Genomic DNA, 25543 nt, shown 5'->3' on the forward strand with positions numbered 1-25543 from the left:
GACGACACCCGCCCGCCCGCACTGTCCTTCGTCGAGGACTTCGACACGCAGGCAGCGGTCGGCCGGGTCGCGTCGACGTACCCGCAGGCGTGGCAGCCCTACCCGGACGGCACGTCCGGCATCTACGAGCCGAGCAGGACCGTCTCGGTGCACGACGGCGTCCTCGACGTCCCGCTCGGTGGTGCCGGCACCGCGGGCACGTTCGGCTCCCTCGCGGGCGCCTGGGGCCACGTCGGCGGCACCTTCTCGGTGCGCGCGAAGGCGACGGGCGGCGACGGGAACGGCGCGGCCTTCATGCTGTGGCCGAGCTCGAACGTCTGGTCCGACGGCGAGATCGACTTCCCGGAGGGCAACTTCGAGGAGCGCCCGCAGGCGTTCCAGCACGCGATGACGCCCGGTCGCGAGGCCGAGCGCACCCAGGTCGACAGCGGCGTCTCGTGGCGCGACTGGCACACCTACACGGTGCAGTGGGAGCCGGGGCGGTCCGTCACGTACAGCGTCGACGGCCGCGTGCTCGAGACGATCACGCACGACGTCCCCACGACCGCGCACCGCTTCATGTTCCAGACCGGCAACTGGGGCGCGTCCGGCAACCTGCTCGTCGACTGGGTCGCCACGAGCGAGTGACGCGCGTCGTCCGCACCACCTGACGGACGGGAGGCGCGGTGCCGGCCGGCACCGCGCCTCCCGTCCGTCGCGACACGGCCCCGGCGGGCGCGGTCGCGGTCGCGGGCGCGGTCGCGGTCGCGGAACGACACCCCCGCTGTCGWWCGACAGCGAGGGTGTCGCCGGACAGCAGCGAGCCGTACGTCGCGGCGTGGCCGCGCTCAGACCGCGGCGGCGGTCCGTGCCGGCAGCGGGAACCCGAGCGGGTCGGCGCGCACGGTGTCGAGCGCCGACGCGAGCGCCCCGAGCACGACGACGTCGCCGCCGAGCCGGGAGGCCACGACCTCCGGCGTCGGGTCGTACGCCCACGCGGCCAGGTGCGCCCGCGCACGGTCGATCACGCCCGAGGCAGCCTCGGCGATCGCGCCGGCCACGACCACGCGGTCGATGTCGAGCAGGCTGGCGAGCAGGACGCACACGCGGGCCAGGCGGTCCCCGAGCCGGTCGACGACCTCGAGCGCGACCGGGTCGCCGAGCGCGGCGGCGGCGAACACCTCGGCGGCGCCCGGCCCGGTCTCGCCGTCGGCGGAGACCCCGGCGTGGAGCAGGGACCCGGGGCCGATCCGTCCGGCGTCGCGTGCTGCGCGGACGAGGTCGCGGGCGGTCCGGCCGATGCCGTTCGACGACCCCACGCCGTCCACCAGGTCGAGCACACGGAGCTCGCCGGCACCGCCGCGTGCGCCGCGCAGCAACGACCCGTCGACCACGAGCCCGGCGCCGAAGCGCTCCCCCGACAGCAGCGCCGCGAAGGAGGCGTCGCCGGAGGACGGCCGCTCGGCGAGCGCGGCGGCGTTCGCGTCGTTCTCGACGACGACGCGTCCGTGCCCGACCACGCCGCGGAACCCGGGGTTCATCGCGTCCCAGAAGCCGCCGTCGGCCGGTGAGGCACCCGTGGCGTCGACGGGCGCCGGGACGCCGACCACCGTGACGAGCACCCGCTCCGGGTCGACCCCGGCACCGGCGAGCGCCGTCGCGATCGTGTCGGCCGTGACGCCGAGGCGCACCGGGACGTCGAGGCCCGTGTCGCCGAGCGCTCCCTCGGCCCGCGCGAGGACGGTGCCGCGCAGGTCCGCGACGAGGGCGGCGACGCGGTGCTGCCCGGCGTCGACGCCGACGACGACACCGGCGTCGGGGTCGAGCGCGTACCGACGGGCCGGACGCCCCTTCTGGTACTCGCCGGCGGCCCGGGCGTCGTCGAGGTCGCGCAGCCACCCGAGCCGGACCAGCTCGGCGCACGCCCCGAGCACGGTCGAGCGGGTCAGGCCGGTGGCGTCGATCGCCTCGGTCGCGGTGAACGCCTCGGCGTCGAACGCGTACGCCAGGACCGTCTCGGCGCTGGTGGCGCGGACGGTCGCACGACGTGGTGGCATGCGCCGACCCTACCGTCGGAACAGTTGCTTGCGCGATTAGATTTTCTGGGTAGATTTACTCCCGTGAGCCGGCACCGACGCCGGACGCGACACCCGGGACGGCAGTGACGCCGATCCGGACGGACGGAGACGACGTGCAAGCAGACGCCACCACCAGGAGCGCCGCAGCGGTCAGCCGCCGCGGGTTCCTGCTCGGGGCCGGCGGCATCGGGGCGGGCCTCGCGCTCGCCGGGTGCGCCCCGCTCGGGTCCTCGAGCAGCCGCCCCGAGACGATCACCTTCTACGTGTCGAAGCCCGAGGTCATCGGCTACTTCGACGACGTCATCGCGACGTTCCACGACAGCCAGTCGAGGATCCGGGTCGTGCGCGACTCGACCTCGAACATGTCGGCGAACTTCGTCCGGAACCGACCGCCGGACCTCGGGTGCCTGAACCACAACTACGCGATGGTCTCGTTCGTCGAGCACGGCGCCCTGACGGACCTGTCCGACCTGCCCGAGAAGGACACGATCAACCCGGACCTGTGGCCGCTCATGCAGCAGACCGCCACGTACCCGGGCCGCACGAGCGTCCTGCCCTACTCGGTGACCGCCGCGTCGGTGATCTACAACAAGCGGATCTTCGCCGACCAGGGCCTCGAGGTACCGACCACCTGGAGTGCGTTCCGCGACGTGTGCGAACGGCTCGTCCGGGCCGGCATCACGCCGATGTACGGCACGTACAAGGACAACTGGACGATCGCGCAGGGCATGTTCGACTACTCGGTCGGCGGCATGCTCGACCTGCAGGAGACCTTCGCCGCGCTCGACCGCGAGGGCACCTCGGTCGGCCGGGGTTCGAGTGTGTCGTTCGAGAAGGACTTCGCCGCACCGGTGGACCGCATGGTCGACCTGCTGCAGTGGCACCAGGAGGGCGCCGCGAGCCGCGGGTACGGCGACGGCAACCTCGCGTTCGCGCAGGGGAAGGCCGCGATGTACCTGCAGGGGCCGTGGGCGCTCGGCGAGATCGCGAAGTCGAACAAGGACATCGACCTCGGCACGTTCCCGTTCCCCGCGACCGACGACCCCGCCGACAACAAGGTGCGGGTGAACGTCGACCTGGGGCTCTGGATCCCGGAGGCGTCGCGCAAGCAGGAGGCCGCGCGCGAGTTCCTGTCGTTCCTGATGAGCCCCGCGGTCAACGACCGGTACAACGCCGACAACAACGGGTTCGGCGTCCGCAAGGACTCCCCGCCCGCGGCGAACCCGGCCCTGCAGGGCATGCAGGCGTCCTACGACGCCGCACGGTTCTCGCTCGGCGCCTCGCAGCTCATCCCCGCCGAGATCCCGGTGGCGAACTACCTGCAGTCCATCGCCTTCGGCGGTGCCCCCGCTCCGCAACTCCGCACCCTCGACGGCGACTGGGCGCGTCTCGCGCTCCGCACGGCCGCGTAAGGAGACGACCTTGGCCACCACGACCACCGAAGCCGTCACGACGGCGGGCCGCCGCCGACGGGGCGGGACCGCACCGCGCCTCCAGTCCGGGCGGGCCGGCGCCGGCCGGAAGCAGCGGGTCGACCCGCCCTTCCTGCTCTTCCTCGTCCCCACCCTGGTGCTCTTCACGCTCGCCATCACGCTCCCAGCGGTGATGGGCATCGTGCTGAGCTTCACCGACTCGGTCGGGTTCGGCGAGTTCCGGTTCACCGGGTTGACGAACTACGTCGCGCTGTTCTCCGACCCGGCGATCCTGCAGGCGTACCTGTTCACGATCGGGTTCTCGCTCGTCACCGTGCTCGTCGTGAACGCGATCGCGTTCCTGCTCGCCATCGCCCTGACCTCGCGGGTGCGCGGGAAGATCGCGTTGCGGGCGGTGTTCGTGCTGCCGATGGTGATCTCGGGCATCGTCATCGCGTACGTGTTCTCGTTCCTGTTCGCGAACTCACTGCCGGCACTGGCGACCACGCTGGGCTTCGCACCGCTCGAGCAGAGCATCCTCGCGAACCCGGACCTCGCGTGGGTCGCGGTCGTCGTCGTGACCGCGTGGCAGGCGATCCCGTCGACGCTCCTCATCTACATCGCGGGCGTCCTGTCGATCCCCGGCGAGGTGTACGAGGCCGCCGCGCTCGACGGCGCGAGCGCGTGGCGGCAACTGGTGTCGATCACGGCACCCCTGACCGCGGGCTACATCCTCATCAACCTCGTCATCGGGTTCAAGAACTTCCTGAACTCGTACGACATCATCGTCGGCCTGACCGACGGTGGTCCCGGCACCTCGACCACGAGCGTCGCGATGTCGATCTTCAAGGGCTTCAGCGGCGGGGACTACGCCTACCAGATGGCGAACGCGACGGTCTTCTTCGTGATCGCCGTCGTCATCGCCGTGATCCAGCTGCGGGCCACCCGCGGGAAGGCAGCGCTCTGATGTCCCTCCAGGCACCCCTCCGACCGGGGACCACCGCGACCGGTTCGATCCGCTCCGTCGACGCCGACCGGAACGCCGGTGGCCGGGCCGCCGGTCGTCGCGGCGGACGGTCCAACTGGCCCGTCACGATCCTGCTCGTCGTCTGCACGCTGTCCGTGCTCGTGCCGCTGTACGTCACGGTGGCGATGGCGTTCAAGACGACCGGCCAGGCGGTCGACGGCAACGCGTTCTCGCTACCGGCACCGTTCAGCGTCGACGGCTTCGTGCAGGCGTGGGAGCTCACCGACTTCCCGCGGGCGTTCGGCGTCTCGGTCCTCGTCGCCGCGATCACCGTGGCGGGCACGATCCTGCTCGCGTCGTTCACGGCGTACGCGATCGCCCGGAACTGGGACCGCCGGCTCTTCCGCTGGTCGTTCTTCTACCTGCTCGCCGCGATGTTCCTGCCGTTCCCGGTGCTCGCGCTGTCCCAGGTGAAGCTGACCGGGCTCGCCGGCCTCGACAACCCCTTCGGCGTCGCGATCCTGCACGTCATGTTCCAGCTGTCCTTCAGCGTGCTGCTCTTCACCGCCTTCCTGCGCTCGATCCCGGCGGAGCTGGAGGAGAGTGCACGCATCGACGGGGCGAGCACCGGGCAGGTGTTCTGGCGGCTCGTGTTCCCGCTGCTCGCGCCGATGAGCGCCACGGTCGGCATCTTCGCGTTCCTGGCGTCGTGGAACGACTTCGTGATGCCGTCGCTGATCACCTCGGACCCGGCACTGCAGACCCTGCCGGTGCTCCAGCAGATGTTCCAGACGCAGTTCAGCAACAACTACAACGTCTCGTTCGCGTCGTACCTGATGGCGATGGCGCCGGCGATCATCGTCTACCTCGTGACGCAGCGCTGGGTGATGGCCGGCGTGACCCAGGGCGCCATCAAGTGACGAGCACCACCACGAACCCCGCACCGACGACCACGAACCACGGAAGGACCATCGTGACCGACACCCTCGCCCAGCCCGCTGCGGCCACCACCGACGAGACCTGGTGGCGCCAGGCGAGCGTCTACCAGGTCTACCCCCGCTCCTTCGCCGACGCGGACGGCGACGGCATCGGCGACCTGCGGGGCGTGACCAGCCGGGTGCCCTACCTGGCGTCGCTCGGGATCGAGGCCGTCTGGCTCAGCCCGTTCTACCCGTCCGCCCTCGCCGACGGCGGTTACGACGTCGACGACTACCGCGACGTCGACCCGCGGCTCGGCACGCTCGACGACTTCGACGAGATGGTCGGGGCGCTGCACGCCGCCGGCATCCGCGTCATCGTCGACGTCGTCCCGAACCACACGAGCGACCGGCACGCCTGGTTCCGCGAGGCCCTCGCGTCGCCGAAGGGCAGCCCGGCCCGGGACCGGTACGTCTTCCGCGACGGCACCGGCGCGTCCGGCGAGCAGCCACCCGCCGACTGGGTGTCGATCTTCGGCGGCCCGGCGTGGACCGCGGTCGGCGACGGCCAGTGGTACCTGCACAACTTCGCCTCGGAGCAGCCGGACCTGAACTGGGCGAACCGGGAGGTCCGCGACGACTTCCTGCACACCCTGCGCTTCTGGTCGGACCGCGGGGTCGACGGCTTCCGGATCGACGTCGCCCACGGCCTGACGAAGGACCTGCCCGACGGTCCGCTGCCGACCTGGGCCGAGGTGACCGCGGCGCCGAAGGACGGCTCGCACATCCTGTGGGACCGTGACGACGTGCACGAGGTCTACGCCGAGTGGCGCCAGGTCTTCGACGAGTACACCCCCGCTCGCACCGCGGTCGCCGAGGCCTGGGTCGCCGCCGACCGCCGTGCGCGGTACGCCAGCGCCGAGGGGCTCGGGCAGGCGTTCAACTTCGACCTGCTCGAGGCCGACTTCGACGCCGGGCAGTTCCGGAGCGTCATCGAGTTCAACCTCGGCCTCGCCGAGCAGTCCGGCTCGTCGACGACGTGGGTGTTCTCGAACCACGACGTCGTCCGGCACGCCACCCGCTACGCGCTCCCCGCCCGGGACGGCGACGAGCAGAAGCAGGGCGCCGCGTGGCTGCTGGCCGGCGGCTCGCAGGACGCACTCGACCGTGCGCTCGGGCTCCGGCGGGCCCAGGCTGCGACGCTGCTCGAACTCGCGCTCCCCGGCTCCGCCTACCTGTACCAGGGCGAGGAGCTCGGCCTGCACGAGGTGGGCGACATCCCCGACGCCGAGCGGCAGGACCCGGCGTTCTTCCGGAACCCGGGCGTCGACGTCGGGCGTGACGGCTGCCGCGTCCCGATCCCGTGGACCCGCTCGGGGCCGTCGTTCGGCTTCGGTTCGGGCGGCGCACACCTGCCGCAGCCGGCGTGGTTCGCCGACTCGTCGGTCGAGGCCGAGGACGCCGACCCGGACTCGACGCTGAACCTGTACCGGAAGGCCCTGGGCCTGCGCGGCCAACTCCAGACCGAGGAGCACCTCGAGTGGATCGAGACCGGCCGCGACGACGTGCTCGCGTTCCGCCGCCCGAACGGGTGGACGAGCGTGACGGTGTTCGGCGACGAGCCGTACGCACTCCCCGCCGGCGAGCTGCTGCTCGCCTCCGCGCCGGTGGCAGACGGCGCACTGTCGGGGGTGGGGACCGCCTGGTTGCGTTCCTGACGGGACCGGGAGGCGGACGGGAGGCGCGGTGCGGGCAGGCACCGCGCCTCCCGTCCGTCCAGTGGTCGCGTCGACGGACCGGGCGGACCCGCCCGTCCTGGGTCACCTCGACCGGCCGGACGGACCCGCCCGCTCAGGCGGACGGGTCCGCGATCTCGCGGAGCGCCGCCAGGTGCGACCGCCAGGCGGCACGGCCCGCCCGCGACAGGGTGAGCGACGTCCGCGGGGTCTTGCCGACGAAGGCCTTGCCGACGGTCACGTACCCGGCGGCCTCGAGCGCGCTGACCTGCTTGCTCAGCGCCGAGTCGGTGACCTCCACGGCGTCGCGGACCTCGCGGAAGCCGAGCGTGCCGGCGCGGTCGAGCGCCGCGACGACCGAGAACCGGACCGGGTTCTGCAGCAGGTCGTCGAGCCGGTGCCGCGGGTGCGTGCCCGACGTGACGGTCACGACCGGGACTCCCGCGCAGCGCAGGCGAGCGTGACGACGAGCACCGCGCCCGAGGTCACCGCGGACCACAGCACCGAGCCGTGCACCCACGCGACGACCGCGATGGACGCGCCGTAGGTGACGGTCCACGCCGCGATGTACCCGGTCCAGCGACGCCCCCGGGCGAAGGCGGAGCGCCCGCGGATCGCGGCGGTGAACCAGAGGACGAGCGCGAGCACCACCGCGATGGTGCCGACGTAGGCGGCGGCGAACGCGCGGCCCTCGCTGAGGCCCATCGCGAAGGTCCCGAGTGAGGTCGCGGCGCCGAGCGCGACGATGAAGGCGACGTAGGGCCACCGGACCCCGTCGTGCGCGCGGCGGGCGATGCGGTCGGCCTGCGCCAGGAGCGCTCGGGCCTCGGCGGGCTGGATCTCGGTCATGTGGTTCCCCTCTCCGGTCTCCACCCTGGCACGTACTTTCCATCTTGGCAAGTGGTTTCCATGCCGTGGCGCGTCGGTGGTGCCCGGCTAGGCTCGCGGCATGAGCGGCGCTGCCATCGACGTGCGGGACCTGGTCGTGCGGTTCGGGGACCGGACGGTGGTGGACGGCCTGACCTTCGCGGTCGCGCCGGGCGAGACCTTCGGGCTGCTCGGCAGCAACGGCTCCGGCAAGACCACGACGATCCGGGCCCTGCTCGGCATCACCACGCCCACGAGCGGGACGCTGACGATCGACGGCCAGCCCTTCCGACCGGCGACCGGCGGCGTCGGGTACCTGCCCGAGGAGCGCGGCCTGTACCGGAAGGAGTCGGTGCTCGACGTGATGACGTACTTCGGCGTCCTGCGCGGGCTCGTGCGGGCCGAGGCGACCGCGTGGAGCACCGGGTTCCTCGAGCGCGTCGGCCTCGGCGACCGGGCGAAGGTCCGCGTCGACCGGCTCTCCGGCGGTCAGCAGCAGAAGGTGCAGCTCGGCATCACGATCATGGACCGCCCGCGGCTCCTCGTGCTCGACGAACCGACGAAGGGCCTCGACCCGGTGAACCGCCGGCTCCTCCTCGACCTGGTCGACGAGCGGAAGGCGGACGGCGCGACCGTCGTGCTGGTGACCCACCACATGGACGAGGTCGAGCGGCTGTGCGACCGGATCCTCCTCCTCAAGGACGGTCGGGCCGCCGCGTACGGATCCGTGCCCGACGTGCAGGACGCCTTCGGCGGCGCGGTCGCCGAGGTCGCGCTCGACGGACCCGTCCCGCCGTCCCCGCTGTACCGGCTGGTCCGGCACGAGGGCCACGTCGCGCACCTCGCACCGACCGCCGCAGCCGCACCCGACGGCTCCGACGTGCTCGCCGCGCTCGTCGCCGCGGGTGCGCACGTGACGGGCTTCGCGATGCGGCGGGTCCCCCTCGACGAGGTCTTCGTGCAGGTGTACGGGCACGGGGCCGGCACCGAGGCGGAGGCGGCGGCGTGAGCCGGGCAGGACGCCGGGCCGTGGACGCGCGCGCGGCGGACGGGATGCGCGGATCGCGGGGCGGCGGCCGGGGCGGCGGCCGCGCCGGTGTGCTCCGCACGGTGGTCCGCTTCGAGTTCGTACGTGCCGTGCGGAAGCCCGCGTTCTGGATCGGCACGCTGGCCCTGCCGCTCGTCGTCGTGGTCGTGTCACTGCTCGTCGGGGTGGGCCAGGCCGCCGGGACGGACTCGGCGTCGTCGAGCGCAGCCGCCGCGCGGACCCCCTTCCACTACGTCGACCACTCCGGGCTCGTGTCGGCGTCGGTGGCCGCGGAGTGGGGCGGCTCCCCCTCCGAGGACCCGGCCGCCGACCGCGCCGCCGTGCGCGCCGGGACGCTGGACCTGTTCGTCGAGTACCCCCGCACACCCTCGTCGGCGCCGATCCGCCTGCAGGGCGCCGACCGCGGCCTGTTCGAGAACGGCGGGTACGCGACCCTCGCCGAGAAGGTGCTCGAACGGAGCGTGGCCGCATCGGTCGACGACCCCGAGGCCGTCTCGCTCCTCCGCTCGCCGCCGGACACCGAGCTCACGACCTGGTCGGACGGCCGGGAGGCCCCCGGGTGGCTGTCGATCGTGCCGCCGTTCCTCTACGTCGTCGCGTTCTTCGGACTCGTCGTCCTGCTCGCCACCCGCATGGTGACGGTGGTGGTCGAGGAGAAGGAGAACCGGATCTCCGAGATGGTCCTGACCACCGTGACCGCCGGACAGCTCATCCGCGGCAAGGTCGTGGCGATGCTCCTCGTCGGCCTGGTGCAGGTCGGGGTCGTCGTCGTCCCCGGGCTCGTCGTCGCCCTCGTCGCGCTCCCCCTCGTCGCGCCGCGGCTCGGCGGGCTCACGGTCGACCCGTGGCGGATGGTGGTGGGCGCGCTGCTGCTCGTCGGTGGCGTGCTGCTCGCGTCCGGGCTCTTCGTCGCCGTCGGTGCCGCGGTCCCCTCGATCAAGGACGCCTCGACGCTGCAGTCCGCGGCGATCTTCGCGCTCGTCGTGCCGCTCTACGCCGCGTTCTTCGTGGCGACCACCCCGACGTCCCCGGTGGCGGCGTTCTTCACGTGGTTCCCGACGTTCACGCCGATCACCGCGATGGTGCGGAACGCGGTCGGGACGCTGTCGGTCGCCGAGTCGGTCGGGGCCGTCGTCGAGGTGTTCGTCGTGGCGGCCGTGCTGCTGTGGGCCGCCGAGCACCTGTTCCGGCACTCGGTCGCGCAGTACGGGTCGAAGGTGACGCTGCGGCAGGTGCTCGCGATGCGGCCGGGGCGGCGAGGCCGGTAGGCCGGCCCACACCGGGGAGCGTCCCGGTGGTCGGGTGCCGGTGCTCGGGCGCCGGGAGTCGGGCGCCGGGTGCCAGGCGGCGACCCCGGTCGCCGATCAGCCCAGGACGGGTTCAGCCCAGGACGGGGGCCGCGTCGAGGTCCCAGGGTGCCGGCTCCTGCTCGCGCCACCCGGCGCGGACGGTGCGGATCATGCGGTCGAACTCGACGAGCACGTCGAGGTAGGGCCGCACGAGCATCTGCACCTGGAGCCCCTGGTAGACCGCGATGAGCTGCGTCGCCGCCTGGTGCGCCGGGATGCCGAGCTGCTCGATCCCGCGGACGACGTCGAACTCGAGGCCGTGCGCGACCTCGCCGACGTACTCGTCGAAGCGGGCGCGGAACAGCTCGCCGAAGTCGCACTCCGACGACGCCAGGTTGACGACGCCGGCCAGCAGCCGCACGAGCCCCGGGTCGGCCACGTCCTCGGCGAGCGAGCGCCGCACGTGGTCGACGGTGCACGCGGCCGGCTGCGACCGACCGGTGCCGCGCAGCTGCACCCAACGGTCGTACGTCACCAGGAGCAGGGCGTCCCAGCTCGGGAAGACGCGTCGGACGTCCTCGACGGTCACCCCGCACGTGTCGGCGACCGCCGCGGTGTCGACCTGGTCGAACGGGTACAGCCGGTAGGCGCGGATCGCGCTCCGGACGACGCGGTCGGCGAGGACGCCGTCGTCGACGGGCGTCGCCTGCAGGTCGTCCATGAGGACAGTCCACCGCATCCGGGCGCCGGCTGTCGCGACCCCGAGCGGGGGCCAGTCGCCAGGTCGGCCCGGCGAGGCCGGTGTGCCGGGCCGGGCCGGGCCGGCCGGGCCGGCCGGGCCGGCCGGACGGGCTCGCCCGCCGCCTCGTCAGCCGAGCGTCACGGGTGCGGCCGACGGGCGGACGCGCTGCCGCATCCACACGAAGAAGCCGGTCAGGGTGAACGCGCCGTAGAAGACGTACATCAGCCCGGACGCGTAGTACCCCGCCGAGAACAGCAGCGGCACCCCGACCAGGTCGACGGCCACCCAGACCAGCCAGAACTCGACCCACCCCTTCGCCATCCCGTAGGTGGCGAGCAGCGAGCCGACGAAGATCCACGCGTCGCTCCACACCGGCTCGTACGAGCCGAGGGCGCGGAACACGGGGGTCAGGACCGCGGTGCCGCCCACCAGCGCGAGGACCAGCAGGCCGCGGGTCTGCCAGGAGGCCCACCGCGGCTCGACGACGGTCGTCGCCTCGTCCGCGCGGTGCGTCCACCGGTACCAGCCGTAGACGCTCACGACGATGAACATCACCTGGCGCCCGGCCTGGCCGAGCAGGTTCACCGGGTTCGGGGTGTCGAACAGCGCCCCCATGAAGACCGTGAAGAGCAGGGCGTTGCCGAGGATGCCGACCGGCCACGCCCAGACCCGGCGCCGCATGCCGCCGAGGGCGCTCGCCAGCCCGAACAGGTTGCCGATCACCTCGCGCCACAGCACGGTCTGGTCGCCGATCACGAGCTGCGCGTCGAACAGCCACCGCACGATGCCCACGGGCCCTCCTCGTCTCCGGACAGGCCAACGGTAGGGGGTCACCGCGCATTCCGGGCTGCCGCGACCCCGTGTGACGCCCCGGTCCGGACCCGCGCCGGGCGTCGCCGTCCACGGCCGCCCGGCCCCGCGTGGGCGTCCCGGTCTAGGCTCGGGCGACGTGACGGACGGGGTGCAACGGGCGCGGGACCTGCTCGACGAGGCGGCCGTCCGCCTGCGCGCCGCGGCCGTCCAGGACGAGGCCCTGGGCGAGTACGTCGAGCCGCGCGCCGTGCTCGGCATCCGCCGCGAGCCGACGATCCGGTCGCTCGGTCGGGTGTGGCGCGTCGGCGCGCTGCTGCTCGGCTCGACCGACGAGACCGCCGGCCGGGTCTGGGCCACGGGGCGCATCACCCGCGTCACCGACCCGGGGCGGTCGCAGTTCGTGTCGGTCTCGGCGGAGGTGCGCCGCGCCTACCGGGCCGCCGCCGCGAAGGGGCACTTCCCCGAGGGCGACACGGTCAACCACGGGGCGGTGCCGATCCCCCTCGACCGGTCCCTCGTCGACGGTGACGGCGTGCTCGCGGTCGTCGACGACGAGCCCGTCGTGCGGTGGTCCCCGGCGGCCGGGACGGTGCCGCTCGACGCCTACCTGCGGGACCGCGTCGGGCTGCTCGTCGAGCCGCCGCGGGGCGCGACCGACTGAGCCGCCTCCTCCACCCGTCGCCCAGCGCGGGGTCGGCTCGGTGTCAGGCCCGGTTCCCGACCCGGCCGGGCACGGCGATCCACTCGGCGACGGACGGCCCGACCACCTCGGCGGTCTCGTCCGGGAGCAGCGCGCCGCCGCGGAAGGCGGCACCGAGCGCCCCGGGGATCCGGAACGGCACCGGCAGCACCCCAGCCGGTCGCACCGCGCGCGTCAGGGCCCAGAGCGTGGTGACGTCCGGCCCGGCGACGTCGACCCGGGGACCCGCGCGGACACCCGTGACGACGTCGGCCAGCACGCCCGCCACCGCGTCGAGGGCGACCGGCGCGATCGTCATGCCCGGCACGAGCGCGACCGGCCCCACGCGCAGCCGCCCGGCGTTCTGTGCGGCGAACTCGAACCACTGCGTCGACCGCACGACCGTCAGGCGGGAGCCGGTGCGGGCGGCAGTCGCCTCCTGCGCCGCCTTCCCCGCGAAGTACCCGTACCCCTGGACGGCCGGTCGCTCGCACCCGTGGATCGAGAGGAGCACGTGGTGCGCACCGGTCCGGGCCGCGGCAGTACCGACCGCCCGGGTCGAGCGGGTGGAGAAGTCCGTCGCGACCCGCCTGCTCGTGGTGGCACGCCCGGCCGCCTCGACCACCGCGTCCGCACCGTCGAGGAGCGCGGCGACGTCGTCCCGCAGCACGTCGAACCCGGTCGACCGGGAGCGCCGCACGACCTCCCAGCCCCGGGCGGCGATCGCCCGCTCGATCGCTCGTCCGGACCCGCCCCCGCCGATCACCACTGCGCGCATCGCGTTCCCCTCATTGCACTCCGGTCGAATGTCCACTACATCCGTAGAGGACACTACACGTGTAGAGGACCCTACGATGAGACCGACGAGGAGGGACGCGCATGGGACGCCGTGAGGAGCTCGCGGACGCCGGCATCCGGCTCGCCGCCCGCGGCGGCAGTCGCGCACTGACCCACCGTGCCGTCGACCAGGAGGCCGCGGTGCCACCGGGGTCGACCTCGTACTACGCCTCCACCCGTCGCGACCTCACCGCGCTGGTCGTCGACCGGATCACCGACCAGCTCGCCGTCGACCTCTCCGACCTGGTGCTCCCGCCGGTCCCCGACGACGACGCGGTCGTGGCGATCGCCCTCGGGTTCCTCGACCGCCTGGCGGCTCGCGCCGACGCCCAGGCAGCACGGCTCGCCCTGCTCGTGGACCTGCGGGACGACGACCTCCGCACCACGCTGACCGGCGACGACCCCGCCCGGGAGGCACTGGTCGCGGTCGCGCGCACCCTCCTGGTGGCCGTCGGCGCGGCGGACGTCGACCGACGAGCCGTCGACCTCGTGGGACTCGTCGACGCACTGCTGCTCTACCGGGTCGCCGACGTCGCCCCCGTGGACGCCCGGGCGGTCGTCGCCGCGTTCGTGGCGGGGCTCCCCCGACGGTGACCGTGCACGACGGGCCCCGGATCCGCGCGGTCGACCCGGCGTCGCCGCTCGCGGTGGCGATCGTGCGCACCTACCTCGAGGACGTCGCGTCGCGGTGGTACGGGCGCCCGGCCACGGTGGACGAGGTCGACCGTGCTCTCGTCGAGGAACCAGCGGCCGACCTCCACGGCGACTCCGGTGTGCTGCTCGTGGCGGTCGACGACGACCGGGCCGTGGGCTGCGCCGGAGCGCGGTTCCTCGGCGACGTCGCCGAGCTGACGAAGGTCTTCACCCTGCCGGGACACCGCGGGCACGGCACGGGTCGCGCGCTCGTGGCCGCCGTCGAACGGGTCTGCCGGGACCGTGGGACCACGACGATCCGACTGGACACCCGGGCCGAGCTCGTCGAGGCGTGCGCGATGTACGAGCGTGCGGGCTACGAGCAGGTGGCTGCGTTCAGCGACGACCCGTACTCCGACCGCTGGTACCGCAAGACCCTGGTGGACACCGCGGGCACCGACTGAGGGTCGCCCGCTCAGTCGACGAGCCGCACCGTCAGCGCTGCACGGGACACCGCGTCCGCGCCGTCGTCGTGCGCACCCCGGGACACCGACCAGAGTGCCGACTCGACCAGGCGGGCGGTGCACCACGCCGCGATGCGCTCCAGCGACGGCGTCCCACACCGCCCTGCTGCCGGGGTACACCGCTGTCGGCCATGTCACCGACAACGACTGTCCCCCGTTCTGGGGTGGATGCATGTGCATGTTCTTCCGGACGAACCGGGGACAGACCGGTACGTTCGGCCCTGGCACGTCCCGACACGCCCGAGCGTCCCTGCGCTCCGGAGCCCCGTCGGACGGCCCGGCACCGGCCAGCCGCGTCCCGCCTCCCACAGCGCGACGGAAGGCACGAGTCCCCGCGCAACCGACCCGACACCCGTGCGCGGGCTGGAGCGCTGCACGCTGCGCGGAAACGGATCGAACATGCACAAGCTCGTCACCGGCACCATCGCCGGCGCGGTCGGCGTCGCCCTCCTCCTGGGCGGTGCCGGCACCTTCGCCCTCTGGAACGCGGACGCCTCGACGGCGGCCGCGCGGATCAGTTCCGGGACCCTCTCGTTGCGCACCGCCGACGCCGGCGCCTGGACCGACGTCACGAAGGGGCGGTCGGCGTCGATCGACCCCGCGCAGGTCCTCATGGTCCCGGGCAACACCTACCGGTTCACGCAGACGCTCGCGATCGACGCGACCGGGAACGACCTCGTCGCCGACCTGACGTACGCGCCGCAGAGCATCACCGGGGACGCCGACCTGCTCGCCGCGACGACGAAGACCCTGTCGGTGACGTCGTCGAGCACGTCGATCACGGAGACCTCCCCGGGCACGTTCGAGGTCCGGCCGACGAGCGGCACGGCGACCGTGCAGGTGGTCTTCACGATCGCGCTGCCCGAGTCGGCGACGACGGGCCAGGGCGGCACGCTCGACGTCGGCGGGCTCGCCTTCACCCTGAAGCAGCGACCCGTCACCGTCTGACCGTGACCGGTCGACACCGCGCACGCCCCCGGCACGGGAGACCGGTGGGCGCGACCCTGGTCCTCGTGGCCGGGGTCGCCGCGGCGCTGGCCGGGACCGGCGGGACGTACGCCCTGCTCACCGACTCGGCCGGTACGGCGGGTGCGACCGTGCGGTCCGGCACCGCGACCCTCACCGTCTCGCAGCTGTCGGGGACGGGTGCGACGGTGCTCGGCCCGGGATCGAGCACCGTCGGGTCCTTCGCGGTCCGCAACACCGGCACCGTCCCGCTCGCGATCCGGGTCGCGACGACCGCGTCGCGGGTCTCGTCGGCCGGCACCACCGCCGCCGTCGTGCTCGGTGCGCAACGGGTGACCCTGGCACCGGTCACGTCGTCCCGTGCGTGTCGGGCGGGGCTCCGCGGCACGAGCGGTGCCCTCGGCACGTTCGACACCGGGAGCGGTCTCCTCACGGTGTCCCCGGGCGCGAGCAGCACGGCCTGCGTCGAGGTCGCCCTGGCGGGTGACGCCCCGCAGAGCGTGACCGGGGCCGTCACCGACTTCACGCTGACCGTCACCGGCACGCAGGTCGCCCCGTGACCGTCCGGCTGCGCACCGTCGTCGCGGTGGTCCTCGGCGTGGTCCTCGTCGTCGTGGGTCCGTCCGCCGCCTGGGCGCTCTGGACCGCGAGCGGCGCGACGAGCTCGCGGACCACGGTCGGCACGCTCGTCGCCGGCATCAGCGGCACCGACGCGATGAGCGTCGCGTCGTCCGGCTCCACCCCGACCACCCGGCCGGTGACGCTGACGAACGCCGGCACCCTCGCGGGCACCACCGCCACCACGGTGTCGACCGCGTCCGGGACGACGGCCGCCCTCGCCGCGGCCGTCGACGTCGTCGCGTGGCCGGTGTCCTCGGCGGCGGCCTGCACGGACGCCGCCGCCGTCGGTGCCGGGTCGGTGTCGGGGACCTGGGCGGCGCTGCCGAGCATGTCGTCGTCGCTCGGCGCCCGGTCGAGCGCCGTGTGGTGCACCCGGAGCACCCCACGACCGGACGCCCCCGCGTCGAGCCGGGCGGACGTCGTCCTCACGCTCACCACGACCACGGGGTCCTGGCGGTCCGCACCGGCCCGGGGCACCTTCACCCTGACGACGGCGGCGGCGGTCCCGGCGATGGGGTGCACGAGCGACAACGACAACTACGTGACGGTCACGTGGCCCACTGCCGACCGCCCGACGGACACCTGGTACGGCGCGTTCGTCCAGGGCACCATGGTGGGCGCCGTCGCGCAGGGCTACTCCGGCTCCACCACGATCGCGCCGGAGCAGGTGCGTCCGGTCGCGACGAGCGGCACGCAGACGGTGGTGGTCCGGGTCCTCGACTCCGCCCGACAGCCGACCGACACCGTCGTGGCGAGCGGGACGGTCACGTTGTTCCAGCGGGACGACGGGCCGCGGATCCGGTGCGGGTCGTGACGTCGCTCCGGATCCGGACGGCGGACGGTCGACCACCGATCCGCCGCGCGACCGGAGGTCGGTCCCCGCGTCGGACCGGATGGCGGGCGGTGCTCCGTGCCGTCGGGACCGGACTGTCCGTCGGCATCCTCCTGGTCACCGCGGCGCTCGCCGTCGCGGTGGTCGTCGTGCCGAGGGTGACGGGGTCCGTCCCGCTCACGGTCCTGACCCGGTCGATGGAGCCGACCCTGCCGCCGGGAACGCTGCTCGTGGTGCGGCCGACCCCGCTCGCGGACGTCCGGGTGGGTGACGTCGTCACCTACCAGCCCGTGTCGGGCGACCCCGCCGTGACCAGTCACCGGGTGGTGGCGGTCACGACGGCGTCGGACGGCAGCCGGACGTTCACGGTCCGCGGCGACGCCAACGCCGAGGCGGACCCGCCCGTCCTCGGCGCGCAGGTGCGGGGCGTCGTCTGGTACAGCGTGCCCGGCGTGGGGTGGGCGAGCCAGGCCGTGAACCGCGAGCGCGGCTGGCTCCTGCCCACGGCGGCCGTGGTCCTGATCGCGTACGGCCTGGTGCAGGTCGTCACGGGTGTGGTGACGGAGGTCCGGCGGCGTCGGTCCGGACGGCGGCGCGGCCGGCGACGCGCGACCGACGGCGACCCGTCGCGGCGGCTGCCGGCCTGACCGGCCGGCACCGCGCCTCCCGGGCCGCGCCGACGGCACGGCGACCGATCAGACGGACCGGCACCGCGCCTCCCGGCCCCGGCCGACGGGACGGCGAGCGGTCCGACGGACCGGCACCGCGCCTCCCGGCCGGGTCGGGACGGTCAGGACGGGAGGTCGCGGTCGCGTCCGTCCCAGAGGTCACCGCAGTCGACCGGCTCGGCTCCGACGGCGGCCAGGTACGGCCCGGCCCCGCGGTCCGCCACGGCAGCCGACCCCGCGGACGCGCGGAGCGCCGCGAGCAGACCGGACCAGTGCGCGCGACCGAGGAGCACCGGGTGACCGGGTCGGCCACCGAAGGCCGCGCGGCGCACGGCGTCGGGACGACCTCCGGCGTCGCCGACCACGCGGTCCACCGCGGCTGCGGGCAGGTCCGGGAGGTCGACGAGGGAGACCAGGGCCGTCGCCGCACCGCGCGGTGCCGGGGCGGCGGAGAGCACGTCGAGGCCGGCCGCGAGCGACGCGCTCACCCCCGTCGCCCAGTCCGGCGCGACCACGGTGCGGACGACGGCCCACCGCGGGACCAGGGCCCGTGCCTCGTGGGCGGCGCAGCCGAGCACGACGACCACCTCGTCGCACCCGCCGTCGACGAGCGTCGTCACCGCGCGCTCGACCCAGGGCCTGCCGTCCGCCGAGCGGACGAGCGCCTTCGGGGTCCCCATCCGGGACCCGGCACCCGCGGCGAGGAGGAGCCCCGCCACGTGCCCGCCGGTCACGGGGTCAGCCGTCCGCGTCCGGGCTCACACGAAGCCGGGGACCGTCGCCCAGGCGGCCGGTGCCTCGGCCACGCCGTCGCGGACGACCGTCCCGGCGATGAGGCCGTAGGGGCGGTCCGCCGCGAAGAACACCTCACCCGGGTTCTCGAGCCCGAACGGGGCCAGGTCGACGAGGAAGTGGTGCTTGTTCGGCATCGCGAACCGCACCTCGGCGATCTCCGGGAAGGCCTCGATCGCGGCGCGGCCCATCGCGAACAGCGTCTGCTGCAGGGCGAGGGAGTGCAGGTCGGCGAACACCGCGAGCATCTCGTCGAGCACGCCCGCGTACCGGGCGTCGTAGTCGATCCCGGCGGCGACGGCCTCGGGCGTGTACCGCCACCGCGCGGTCACCGAGGTCGCGAGGATCCGGTCGTCGGTCTCCGCCAGGGTCGTGTAGCCGTCGCGCGGGAACCCGTGGAACTCGCTGCCGGTCGACTTGAGCACCGTCAGGTCCGTCACACCGGCCAGGACGTGCACGTCCTCGCCGTCGACCTGGACGACGGCCGTCCGGGTCCCCCGACCGGCGCGGACGAACGCGTGGTCGTGCTCGGCACCGTCCACGACGATGCGTTCCCAGGCGTGCTGCTCGGCGGAGAGCGTCGCGCCGTCGTACCAGTCGAACGCCGTGGTGAAGTGGCGGCCGAGGCGGAGCAGGAACTCCTCCGGGCTGTGCACGCCGTGCTCGCGGGCGAAGGCGTACACGGTGTTCTTCTGGGTGTCCGTGGCGACGACCTTCGCGTTGTCGCCGTCGGTGTACGAGTCGGCGAGGGCCTCGCCGCGGAGCTGGGTCGTGACCGTCAGGTCCTCGATGGTGTGCCGCGGGGTGTCGCGGGTGACCCGGACGAGCCGGACCTCGGCCTTGCCGTACTGGTTGGCGCCGAGGTGCACCGTCGTCGCCGTGGTGGCGGCGGCGGACGCGGCGTCGGGGCCGGCCGGCACCGCGTCGGGGTCCGCCGGGGCGGTGGCGGTCGGCACGGTGCTGGTGGTGGTGTCGGTCATGGGGGTCAGCTCCCTCGGTAGGTGGAGTAGGCGAACGGGCTGAGGAGCAGCGGGACGTGCAGGTGCCCGTCCGCCGGGTCCTCGCGGACGGTGACGACGACGTCGACGCGCGGGTGGAACGCCGCCGTGCCGAGGGCCGACCAGTAGGCGCCGGTGGCGAACGACAGCGTCCACTCCCCCGGTGCCAGGCGGTCCGGCCCGAGGTCGGCGACCCGGCCGTCGGCGTCGGTGGTGTCCGCCGCGACGACGACGTGCCCGGCGTCGCGGAGGGTCACGGCGATGCCCGCGGCGGGGCGGCCGTGCGTGGTGTCGAGCACGTGGGTGCTGAGGTGGCTCACGCGACGGTCCTCCCGAGTCGGAGCATGGCGATGTCCCGGAGGGCGTCGGCGACCTCCGCGCGTTCGGTGACGTCGTCGTTCCCGAGCCGCCGGTCGAGCTCGGCGAGGACCTCGGGCGCCGTCCGGCCGGCGGCACGGACGAGGAACACCCGGCCGAAGCGTTCCTCGTACGCCGCGTTGCCGGTCCGGAGCGCCGCGGTCGTGGCGTCGTCCCGGTCCGCCGAGGCAGCCTGCTCGGTCCGGGCGGCCCGGGCTGCGGCGTCCGTCCCGGTCGGGCGCTCGCCGATGCGGGGGTGGTCGGCCAGGGCCGCGGCGACCTCGTCGTCGGTCCAGGTGCGGGCGGCGGCGTCGGCGGCCTCGGCGAGCGCCGACACGGCGCCGTACGGTCGGCCGGCGACGACGGCACCGACCCAGCGCGGGACCGGCGCCCACGCCGCGACGACCGCACGTGCGGCCCCGTCGTCGAGGGCGTCGAACTCGGTGATCTCCATGTCCCGAAGCGTCGCACCGCCGTGTTTCGGGGAGGTCTCCGGCAGGTCACCACTCGTCGCCCGACCCGGTCGCCGTTCGTCGCGGGCCCGTCACACCGCTGAAACACCCGTTCCGTACGGTGACGACACACCGCGTGGCGGATCCACCGCGCGGCGGACCCACCCCACGACACGACCGGCACCGAGGAGGCGACCGTGCGAGCGAACACCACCACCGCCGTGCCCACGACCGCCTGGTCCCGCGGGATGATCGCGCACGGACGACGACCGGGACCCCGCTCCCGCCCCTCGTCGACCCCTCGCGATCGGACCACCCCTTGGACCTCGTCTCCGTCCGCGCCGTGCGGACCCCCACGCACCGCTCCGACCTCCGGCTGACCACCGGCGACCGCCCGCTCGCCGGTGGCACCTGGCTCTTCTCCGAGGAGCAACCCGGGCTGACCGGCCTGGTGGACCTCACCGCCCTCGGGTGGCCCGACCTCGAACGGTCCGGGCACACCCTGACGATCGCCGCGACCTGCACGATCGCGTCCCTGCTCCGCGCCGAGCCGGACCCGGCCTGGACCGCGTGGCCGCTCGTCGACCGGTGCGCGAACGCCCTGCTCGCGTCGTTCAAGGTCTGGAACGCCGCGACCGTCGGGGGCAACGTCGCGGTCGCCCTCCCCGCGGGCGCGATCACGGCGCTGCTCGCCACCCTGGACGCCGTCGCCGTGGTGTGGACGGCCGACGGCGGGGAGCGACGCACCCCCGTGGCCGACCTGGTCACGGGTGTGCGCACCGTCGCGCTCGCCCCGCAGGAGGTGATCCGCGCGTTCGAGGTGCCGGTCGCGGCCCTCGTCGCCCGCACCGGGTACCGACGGGTGGCACTCAGCCCGCACGGGCGCTCCGGGGCGCTCGTCACCGCGCGGTGGACGGCGGACGGGTTCGTCCTCGTCGTGACCGCGGCGACCCCACGGCCGCTCGTGCTCCGTTGGGACCACGTGCCGAGCAGCGCCGCGGTCGACGCCGCGGTCGGTGGCCACGACGACTGGTACGACGACCCGCACGGTTCGCCGGACTGGCGCCGCGCCGTCGCCACCCGTGCCGCACAGGAGCTCCGGGACGAGGCGGCGGCGGACACCCGGGCCTCCGCTCCCGGCGGCACCGAGGGGGTGGCGTCGTGCAGCTGACGGTCGACGGGCACACGCTCGACGTGGCCCCGCAGCCCGGGCAGGTCCTCCGCACGCTCCTGCGCGAACACGGTGTCACCGCGGTGAAGAAGGGCTGCGACGCGGGTGACTGCGGCGCCTGCACGGTGCTCCTCGACGGCGTCCCCGTGCACGCCTGCATCACCCCGGCCCACCGGCTCGCGGACGCCACGGTGACGACGGCGGCGGGCCTCGGCACGGCGGAGCACCCGCACCCCGTGCAGCGCGCCTTCGCCGAGGCCCCCGGGTTCCAGTGCGGCTTCTGCACGGCCGGGTACGTCGTCACGGCCGCGGCGCTCGACGACGACCAGCTCGCCGACCGGCACCGGGCGCTCAAGGGCAACATCTGCCGCTGCACGGGGTACCGCGCGATCGAGGACGCCCTCGACGGGGTCCGGAACACCGCGTGCGCCAGCGCCGGGGACGCCGTCGGGACGTCGGTCGCGGCCCCCGCGGCGATGCGCATCGTGACGGGTGCCGAGGAGTACACGCTCGACGTCCGACGCACCGAGGCGCTCCTGCACCTCGCGGTCCTCGGCAGCCCGCACCCGCACGCCCGCATCACCGCGATCGACACGAGCGCCGCCGAGGCCCTGCCCGGCGTGCACGCCGTGCTCACCCACCGGGACGACCCGGGCGTGCTGTTCTCCACCGGCCGGCACGAGTCCCGGCTCGACGACCCCGACGACACCCGGGTGTTCGACACGGTGCTGCGGTTCCGCGGGCAGCGGGTCGCGGCGGTCGTCGCCGAGAGCGTCCGGACCGCCGAGCAGGCGTGCGCCCTGCTGCGCGTCGCGTACGAGGTCCTGCCGAGCGTGCACGACGTCGACGCCGCCCGGCGCCCCGGGGCACCGCTGCTGCACGCCGACAAGACCACCGCCGAGCACCGCATCGCCGAGCCGGACCGGAACGTCGTGGCCGCCCTGCACGGCGGGACCGGGGACCTCGAGGCCGCCCTCGCCGCGTCCGCGGCGACGGTCGACGGCACGTGGTCGACGGGTCGCGTCTCGCACGCCGCGCTCGAGACGCACGCGACCCGCGGGACGCTGGACCGGGACGGGAGGCTCGTGCTGCGGACCGCCACGCAGGTCCCGTTCCTGGTGCGGGACGAGATCGCGCACGTCTTCGGTCTCGACCCGGCACGGGTGCGCGTGGTCGCGAAGCGGGTGGGCGGCGGGTTCGGCGGCAAGCAGGAGATGCTCACCGAGGACCTCGTCACGCTCGCGGTGCTCCGCACCGGCCGCACCGTGCAGTACGAGTTCAGCCGCCGGGACGAGTTCACGATCGCGCCGACCCGGCACCCGATGCGCGTGCGGGTCAGGCTCGGCGCGGACCGCTCCGGCCGCCTGACCGCGATGCACGTGGACCAGGTGATGGACACCGGCGCGTACGGCAACCACGGCGTCGGCGTCATGTTCCACTCGGTGAGCGAGTCCGTCGCCGTGTACCGCTGCCCGGTGAAGCGCGTCGACGCGGAGTCGGTCTACACGAACAACCTGCCGTCGGGGGCGTTCCGCGGGTACGGCCTCGGCCAGGTGGTGTTCGCGATCGAGTCGGCGATGGACGAGCTGGCCCGCGAGCTCGACCTCGACCCGTTCGAGCTCCGGCGGCGCAACGTGGTCGTGCCCGGCGACCCGCTCGTCGTCACCGACCCGGACGAGGAGGACGACCTCCGGTGGGAGGGCAGCTACGGCCTCGACCAGTGCCTCGACCTGGTCGAGGACGCCCTCCGCGCACCCCTGCCCGAGGTCCCCGCGATGGACGGGCCGCCGCTCGACCGCGCGGCAGCGGACGGCACGGCACCGGCAGGCACCGGCGACTGGGCGTTCGGCACCGGGGTCGCCCTCGCCGCGATCGCCACGATGCCGCCGCGGGGCCACCACGCCCACGCCTCGGTCGAGGCGACCGCGGACGGCCGCTACCGGATCGGAGTCGGCACGGCCGAGTTCGGCAACGGCACGACGACCGTGCACACGCAGCTCGTCGCCACCGCCCTCGGCACCACCCCGGACCGGGTCGACGTGCACCAGTCCGACACCGACGCCGCCCGGTACGACACCGGTGCGTTCGGGTCGGCCGGCGTCGTCGTCGCGGGCAAGGCGCTGTACGCGGCCGCGCTGGACCTGCACGAGCAGATGACGGCACGCGCGCTGACGATCGTTGCAGCCCGGACGCCCCGCACCGCGGTCGGCCCGCTCGGCCCGGCGGTCGCCGTGCTCCCGGACGGCGTGCGGGTGGGCGACCAGGTGGTCGGGCACGCCGAGCTCCTGGCCGAGGGACCCCTCGTCGCGCACGGCAGCCACGACGGCACGCCGCGGTCCCTGGCCTTCACGGTGCACGGCGCCCGGGTCGCGGTGCACCGCCCCACCGGCGAGGTCCGCGTCCTGCACAGTGTGCAGGCGGTCGACGCCGGGACGGTCCTCAACCCGGAACAGCTCCGCGGGCAGGTCGAGGGCGGCGCGGCGCAGGCGATCGGCTCGACCCTGTACGAGGAGGTCGTGCTCGACGACGAGGGCCGGGTCACGACCGACGCGTTCCGGTCGTACCGCGTCCCGAAGATCTCCGACGTGCCCCGCACCGAGGTGCTCTTCGCGGCGACGCACGACCCGCTCGGGCCGCTCGGCGCGAAGTCGATGAGCGAGGCCCCCTACAACCCGGTCGCCCCGGCGGTCGCGAACGCCGTCCGTGACGCCCTCGGCGTCCGGCCGTACCGCCTGCCGATGACGCGGGACCGGGTCTGGCGTCTCGTGCAGCAGGCGTCGCCGGACGCGACCGACGTCGGAGGTGCGTGATGTTCGAACTGGCACCGCGCCTCCTGGCCGTCCTCGACCACGGCGACCCCGTCGTCGTCGCGACGGCCGTCGCGATGTCCGGCAGCGCGCCCAGCGGGGTCGGGACGTCGATGGCGGTCCTGCCGGGCGGCGGGGTCGTCGGGACGATCTCCGGCGGGTGCGTCGAGGGGTCCCTGTTCGTCACGGCCGGGCAGGTGCTCGACGACGGCGTGCCGGTGCTCGAGCGGTTCGGCTTCGACGCCGACCCGGACGCGGAGGACCCGGACGCCGCCGGGCCCGACGCGGTCTGGGCGCCCGCGCTCCGCTGCGGCGGCCGGGTCGAGGTCCTGGTCCGCCGCGTGGACCCCGGCGAGCCCGTGGTCGACGCCCTGCGGCGGGCGGCCTCGGGCGAGCCGACGTCGCTCGCGCTCTCCCTCGAACCCGACTCGCTGGGTGCGGTCGTCAGCGCGCCGGACGGGTGCCGGGGCCGGGTCTTCGTCGAGCGGGCCGACGCGCGTCCCCGGTGCGTCGTGGTCGGCGCGGTCGAGACCGCCGTCGCCGTGACGAACGCGGCGGCGGTGCTCGGCTACGCGGTGACCGTCGTCGACCCACGGTCGGTGTTCCTGACCGACGAGCGCTTCCCGGCGGCGGACGAGCGGATCGTGGGGTGGCCGACGCGCGTGCTCGCGGGACTGCCGATCGACGGGACGACCGCCGTCGTGGTGCTGTCGCACGACGACCGGTTCGACGCCGGGGTGGTCGACCTGGCGCTCCGCCGCGGCGCCGGCTACGTCGGGGCGATGGGCTCGCGGGCGACGCACGAGCGGCGGCTCGCGGAGCTGGTCGCGCTCGGGACGCCGGACCTCGAGCGGCTGCGGTCGCCGATCGGGCTCGACATCGGGGCGGAGACCCCGGCCGAGACGGCGCTCGCGGTCATGGCGGAGGTGGTCGCCGTGCGCCGGGGAGCCCCGGGCGGTGCGCTCGCGGGCGGGGCGGGGCCGATCCACCGGCACGCGGTCGTCGCGGGCTGACGGGGCGGAGCCGGGCGTACCCGGTCGTACCCGGTCGTCCCGGGCGTCCCCGGTCGTCCCGTCCGACCAGGGACGCCCGTTCCCACCTCCCACAGCGCCCGTCCCGGGAGGAACCCGCGACCGACCCACTCCGCGGGGAGCGCCCTCACACGGGCGTGCGGGCCAGCCGTTCCGACAGCCGCGCCGCGATCTCGCGCTCGTCACCGGTCACGAGCCGGTGGTCGCGGACGACCACCCGCCCGCCGACGACGACGTGCCGCGGGCGCCGCCCCGGGGACGCCCAGAGCAGCCCCGCGACCGGGTCGGCGACCCCCGCGTCCGCCACCCCGGAGACGTCCCACACGC

27 protein-coding genes and 1 pseudogene are annotated in these 25543 nt (G+C 74.6%); 17 read left to right on the forward strand and 11 right to left on the reverse strand.

Annotated features, from left to right (window positions below):
- Positions 1-627: glycoside hydrolase family 16 protein (locus BEP24_RS11400; protein ID WP_083230307.1), on the forward strand; the 627-nt coding region annotated here is incomplete at its 5' end.
- A 200-nt stretch (positions 628-827) separates the two neighbouring features.
- Here the strand turns inward: BEP24_RS11400 and BEP24_RS11405 are convergent.
- Positions 828-2036, reverse strand: coding sequence for an ROK family protein (locus BEP24_RS11405; RefSeq protein ID WP_065963458.1), 1209 nt, complete (start codon positions 2034-2036; stop codon positions 828-830).
- A gap of 134 nt (positions 2037-2170) precedes the next feature.
- On the opposite strand from BEP24_RS11405, the gene BEP24_RS11410 reads away from it, so the two are divergent.
- From BEP24_RS11410 to BEP24_RS11425, 4 genes are read left to right on the forward strand one after another with little or no spacing between them, the layout of a single operon-like run.
- Positions 2171-3469 (forward strand): extracellular solute-binding protein, encoded by a 1299-nt coding sequence (locus BEP24_RS11410; protein ID WP_065963492.1) that lies wholly within the window; start codon positions 2171-2173, stop codon positions 3467-3469.
- A 10-nt stretch (positions 3470-3479) separates the two neighbouring features.
- Entirely contained in the window at positions 3480-4436 is a 957-nt protein-coding gene (locus tag BEP24_RS11415; protein ID WP_065963460.1) for a sugar ABC transporter permease, read from the forward strand.
- The gene (locus BEP24_RS11420) at positions 4436-5356 is read left to right on the forward strand and encodes a carbohydrate ABC transporter permease (protein ID WP_141693443.1); all 921 of its coding nucleotides are present in this window, start codon (positions 4436-4438) and stop codon (positions 5354-5356) included. The genes BEP24_RS11415 and BEP24_RS11420 overlap by 1 nt, the downstream gene beginning before the upstream one ends.
- Before the next feature lie 53 nt (positions 5357-5409).
- A complete protein-coding gene (locus BEP24_RS11425; protein WP_065963496.1) occupies positions 5410-7071 on the forward strand; it encodes a glycoside hydrolase family 13 protein in 1662 nt (553 codons plus the stop codon).
- A gap of 133 nt (positions 7072-7204) precedes the next feature.
- Here BEP24_RS11425 and BEP24_RS11430 read toward each other — a convergent pair whose 3' ends face one another.
- Both BEP24_RS11430 and BEP24_RS11435 read right to left on the reverse strand, forming a co-directional pair.
- The gene (locus tag BEP24_RS11430) at positions 7205-7519 is read right to left on the reverse strand and encodes a transcriptional regulator (RefSeq protein ID WP_065963462.1); all 315 of its coding nucleotides are present in this window, start codon (positions 7517-7519) and stop codon (positions 7205-7207) included.
- Positions 7516-7938, reverse strand: coding sequence for a chemotaxis protein CheY (locus BEP24_RS11435; protein ID WP_065963498.1), 423 nt, complete (start codon positions 7936-7938; stop codon positions 7516-7518). Before BEP24_RS11435 ends, BEP24_RS11430 begins: the two co-directional genes overlap by 4 nt.
- A 100-nt stretch (positions 7939-8038) precedes the next feature.
- Between BEP24_RS11435 and BEP24_RS11440 the strand changes: the two genes are divergently transcribed.
- Together BEP24_RS11440 and BEP24_RS11445 are read left to right on the forward strand one after the other, a co-directional pair.
- Positions 8039-8965 carry an ATP-binding cassette domain-containing protein gene (locus BEP24_RS11440; protein ID WP_065963464.1) on the forward strand — a complete coding sequence of 309 codons (927 nt, stop codon included), beginning with the start codon at positions 8039-8041 and terminating at the stop codon, positions 8963-8965.
- The gene (locus BEP24_RS11445) at positions 8962-10272 is read left to right on the forward strand and encodes an ABC transporter permease (RefSeq protein WP_141693444.1); all 1311 of its coding nucleotides are present in this window, start codon (positions 8962-8964) and stop codon (positions 10270-10272) included. Before BEP24_RS11440 ends, BEP24_RS11445 begins: the two co-directional genes overlap by 4 nt.
- A 112-nt stretch (positions 10273-10384) precedes the next feature.
- Here the strand turns inward: BEP24_RS11445 and BEP24_RS11450 are convergent, their stop codons facing one another.
- Both BEP24_RS11450 and pnuC read right to left on the reverse strand, forming a co-directional pair.
- Complete coding sequence (locus BEP24_RS11450; protein ID WP_065963466.1) at positions 10385-11014, reverse strand: TetR/AcrR family transcriptional regulator; 630 nt, start codon at positions 11012-11014, stop codon at positions 10385-10387.
- A 147-nt stretch (positions 11015-11161) separates the two neighbouring features.
- The gene (pnuC, locus tag BEP24_RS11455; RefSeq protein ID WP_065963468.1) at positions 11162-11827 is read right to left on the reverse strand and encodes a nicotinamide riboside transporter PnuC; all 666 of its coding nucleotides are present in this window, start codon (positions 11825-11827) and stop codon (positions 11162-11164) included.
- A gap of 157 nt (positions 11828-11984) precedes the next feature.
- On the opposite strand from pnuC, the gene BEP24_RS11460 reads away from it, so the two are divergent.
- Entirely contained in the window at positions 11985-12509 is a 525-nt protein-coding gene (locus BEP24_RS11460) for a hypothetical protein (protein WP_065963470.1), read from the forward strand.
- Between the two features lie 43 nt (positions 12510-12552).
- Here the strand turns inward: BEP24_RS11460 and BEP24_RS11465 are convergent, their stop codons facing one another.
- Complete coding sequence (locus BEP24_RS11465) at positions 12553-13305, reverse strand: SDR family oxidoreductase (protein WP_065963472.1); 753 nt, start codon at positions 13303-13305, stop codon at positions 12553-12555.
- Between the two features lie 101 nt (positions 13306-13406).
- Between BEP24_RS11465 and BEP24_RS11470 the strand changes: the two genes are divergently transcribed.
- The 6 genes from BEP24_RS11470 to BEP24_RS17110 all read left to right on the forward strand — a co-directional run bounded on the left by BEP24_RS11470 (position 13407) and on the right by BEP24_RS17110 (position 17587).
- The gene (locus tag BEP24_RS11470; protein ID WP_065963474.1) at positions 13407-13958 is read left to right on the forward strand and encodes a TetR/AcrR family transcriptional regulator; all 552 of its coding nucleotides are present in this window, start codon (positions 13407-13409) and stop codon (positions 13956-13958) included.
- 2 nt (positions 13959-13960) lie between these two features.
- Complete coding sequence (locus BEP24_RS11475) at positions 13961-14461, forward strand: GNAT family N-acetyltransferase (protein WP_216093136.1); 501 nt, start codon at positions 13961-13963, stop codon at positions 14459-14461.
- Positions 14462-14920: 459 nt separating this feature from the next.
- The gene (locus BEP24_RS11480; RefSeq protein WP_065963476.1) at positions 14921-15469 is read left to right on the forward strand and encodes an alternate-type signal peptide domain-containing protein; all 549 of its coding nucleotides are present in this window, start codon (positions 14921-14923) and stop codon (positions 15467-15469) included.
- Between the two features lie 44 nt (positions 15470-15513).
- Positions 15514-16047 carry a hypothetical protein gene (locus BEP24_RS11485; RefSeq protein WP_083230309.1) on the forward strand — a complete coding sequence of 178 codons (534 nt, stop codon included), beginning with the start codon at positions 15514-15516 and terminating at the stop codon, positions 16045-16047.
- A complete protein-coding gene (locus BEP24_RS17105; RefSeq protein WP_065963477.1) occupies positions 16044-16922 on the forward strand; it encodes a hypothetical protein in 879 nt (292 codons plus the stop codon). The genes BEP24_RS11485 and BEP24_RS17105 overlap by 4 nt, the downstream gene beginning before the upstream one ends.
- Positions 16923-17011: 89 nt before the next feature.
- The gene (locus BEP24_RS17110; RefSeq protein WP_253181668.1) at positions 17012-17587 is read left to right on the forward strand and encodes a signal peptidase I; all 576 of its coding nucleotides are present in this window, start codon (positions 17012-17014) and stop codon (positions 17585-17587) included.
- A gap of 143 nt (positions 17588-17730) precedes the next feature.
- On the opposite strand, the gene BEP24_RS11500 is transcribed toward BEP24_RS17110, so the two are convergent.
- Genes BEP24_RS11500 through uraD form a run of 4 tightly spaced genes read right to left on the reverse strand, consistent with a single transcriptional unit; the run spans position 17731 to position 20209 of the window.
- On the reverse strand, positions 17731-18342 hold the full coding sequence (locus tag BEP24_RS11500; RefSeq protein WP_253181669.1) for an NTP transferase domain-containing protein: 612 nt from the start codon (positions 18340-18342) through the stop codon (positions 17731-17733).
- Between the two features lie 24 nt (positions 18343-18366).
- Positions 18367-19380, reverse strand: coding sequence for a factor-independent urate hydroxylase (gene pucL / locus BEP24_RS11505; protein WP_083230311.1), 1014 nt, complete (start codon positions 19378-19380; stop codon positions 18367-18369).
- Between the two features lie 5 nt (positions 19381-19385).
- Positions 19386-19718: a hydroxyisourate hydrolase gene (gene uraH, locus BEP24_RS11510; protein ID WP_065963483.1), complete on the reverse strand. Its 333-nt coding sequence runs from the start codon at positions 19716-19718 to the stop codon at positions 19386-19388.
- A complete protein-coding gene (gene uraD / locus BEP24_RS11515) occupies positions 19715-20209 on the reverse strand; it encodes a 2-oxo-4-hydroxy-4-carboxy-5-ureidoimidazoline decarboxylase (protein ID WP_065963485.1) in 495 nt (164 codons plus the stop codon). The genes uraH and uraD overlap by 4 nt, the downstream gene beginning before the upstream one ends.
- A 317-nt stretch (positions 20210-20526) precedes the next feature.
- Here uraD and BEP24_RS11520 point away from each other — a divergent pair, with 317 nt between their 5' ends.
- Genes BEP24_RS11520 through BEP24_RS11530 form a run of 3 tightly spaced genes read left to right on the forward strand, consistent with a single transcriptional unit; the run spans position 20527 to position 25198 of the window.
- Positions 20527-21378, forward strand: a complete 852-nt coding sequence (locus BEP24_RS11520) for an FAD binding domain-containing protein (protein WP_065963487.1) — start codon at positions 20527-20529, stop codon at positions 21376-21378.
- A complete protein-coding gene (locus BEP24_RS11525) occupies positions 21369-24188 on the forward strand; it encodes a molybdopterin cofactor-binding domain-containing protein (RefSeq protein WP_065963488.1) in 2820 nt (939 codons plus the stop codon). Before BEP24_RS11520 ends, BEP24_RS11525 begins: the two co-directional genes overlap by 10 nt.
- On the forward strand, positions 24188-25198 hold the full coding sequence (locus BEP24_RS11530; protein WP_065963510.1) for an XdhC/CoxI family protein: 1011 nt from the start codon (positions 24188-24190) through the stop codon (positions 25196-25198). The genes BEP24_RS11525 and BEP24_RS11530 overlap by 1 nt, the downstream gene beginning before the upstream one ends.
- 145 nt (positions 25199-25343) lie before the next feature.
- Here BEP24_RS11530 and BEP24_RS11535 read toward each other — a convergent pair.
- A pseudogene (locus BEP24_RS11535) lies at positions 25344-25543 on the reverse strand (hydroxyatrazine ethylaminohydrolase); the annotation flags it as partial.

Origin of the sequence: Curtobacterium sp. UCD-KPL2560, assembly GCF_001705035.1 — a bacterium.
Classification (GTDB): domain Bacteria; phylum Actinomycetota; class Actinomycetes; order Actinomycetales; family Microbacteriaceae; genus Curtobacterium.

Coding starts and splice junctions, on each gene's coding strand:
- BEP24_RS11530 (WP_065963510.1), top strand. CDS start 24,188: ATGTTCGAACTGGCACCGCGCCTCCTGGCCGTCCTCGACCACGGCGAC.
- BEP24_RS11435 (WP_065963498.1), bottom strand. CDS start 7,938: ATGACCGAGATCCAGCCCGCCGAGGCCCGAGCGCTCCTGGCGCAGGCC.
- pucL (WP_083230311.1), bottom strand. CDS start 19,380: ATGACCGACACCACCACCAGCACCGTGCCGACCGCCACCGCCCCGGCG.
- BEP24_RS11470 (WP_065963474.1), top strand. CDS start 13,407: ATGGGACGCCGTGAGGAGCTCGCGGACGCCGGCATCCGGCTCGCCGCC.
- BEP24_RS11480 (WP_065963476.1), top strand. CDS start 14,921: ATGCACAAGCTCGTCACCGGCACCATCGCCGGCGCGGTCGGCGTCGCC.
- uraD (WP_065963485.1), bottom strand. CDS start 20,209: ATGGAGATCACCGAGTTCGACGCCCTCGACGACGGGGCCGCACGTGCG.
- BEP24_RS11405 (WP_065963458.1), bottom strand. CDS start 2,036: ATGCCACCACGTCGTGCGACCGTCCGCGCCACCAGCGCCGAGACGGTC.
- BEP24_RS11465 (WP_065963472.1), bottom strand. CDS start 13,305: ATGCGCGCAGTGGTGATCGGCGGGGGCGGGTCCGGACGAGCGATCGAG.
- BEP24_RS11450 (WP_065963466.1), bottom strand. CDS start 11,014: ATGGACGACCTGCAGGCGACGCCCGTCGACGACGGCGTCCTCGCCGAC.
- BEP24_RS11420 (WP_141693443.1), top strand. CDS start 4,436: ATGTCCCTCCAGGCACCCCTCCGACCGGGGACCACCGCGACCGGTTCG.
- BEP24_RS11440 (WP_065963464.1), top strand. CDS start 8,039: ATGAGCGGCGCTGCCATCGACGTGCGGGACCTGGTCGTGCGGTTCGGG.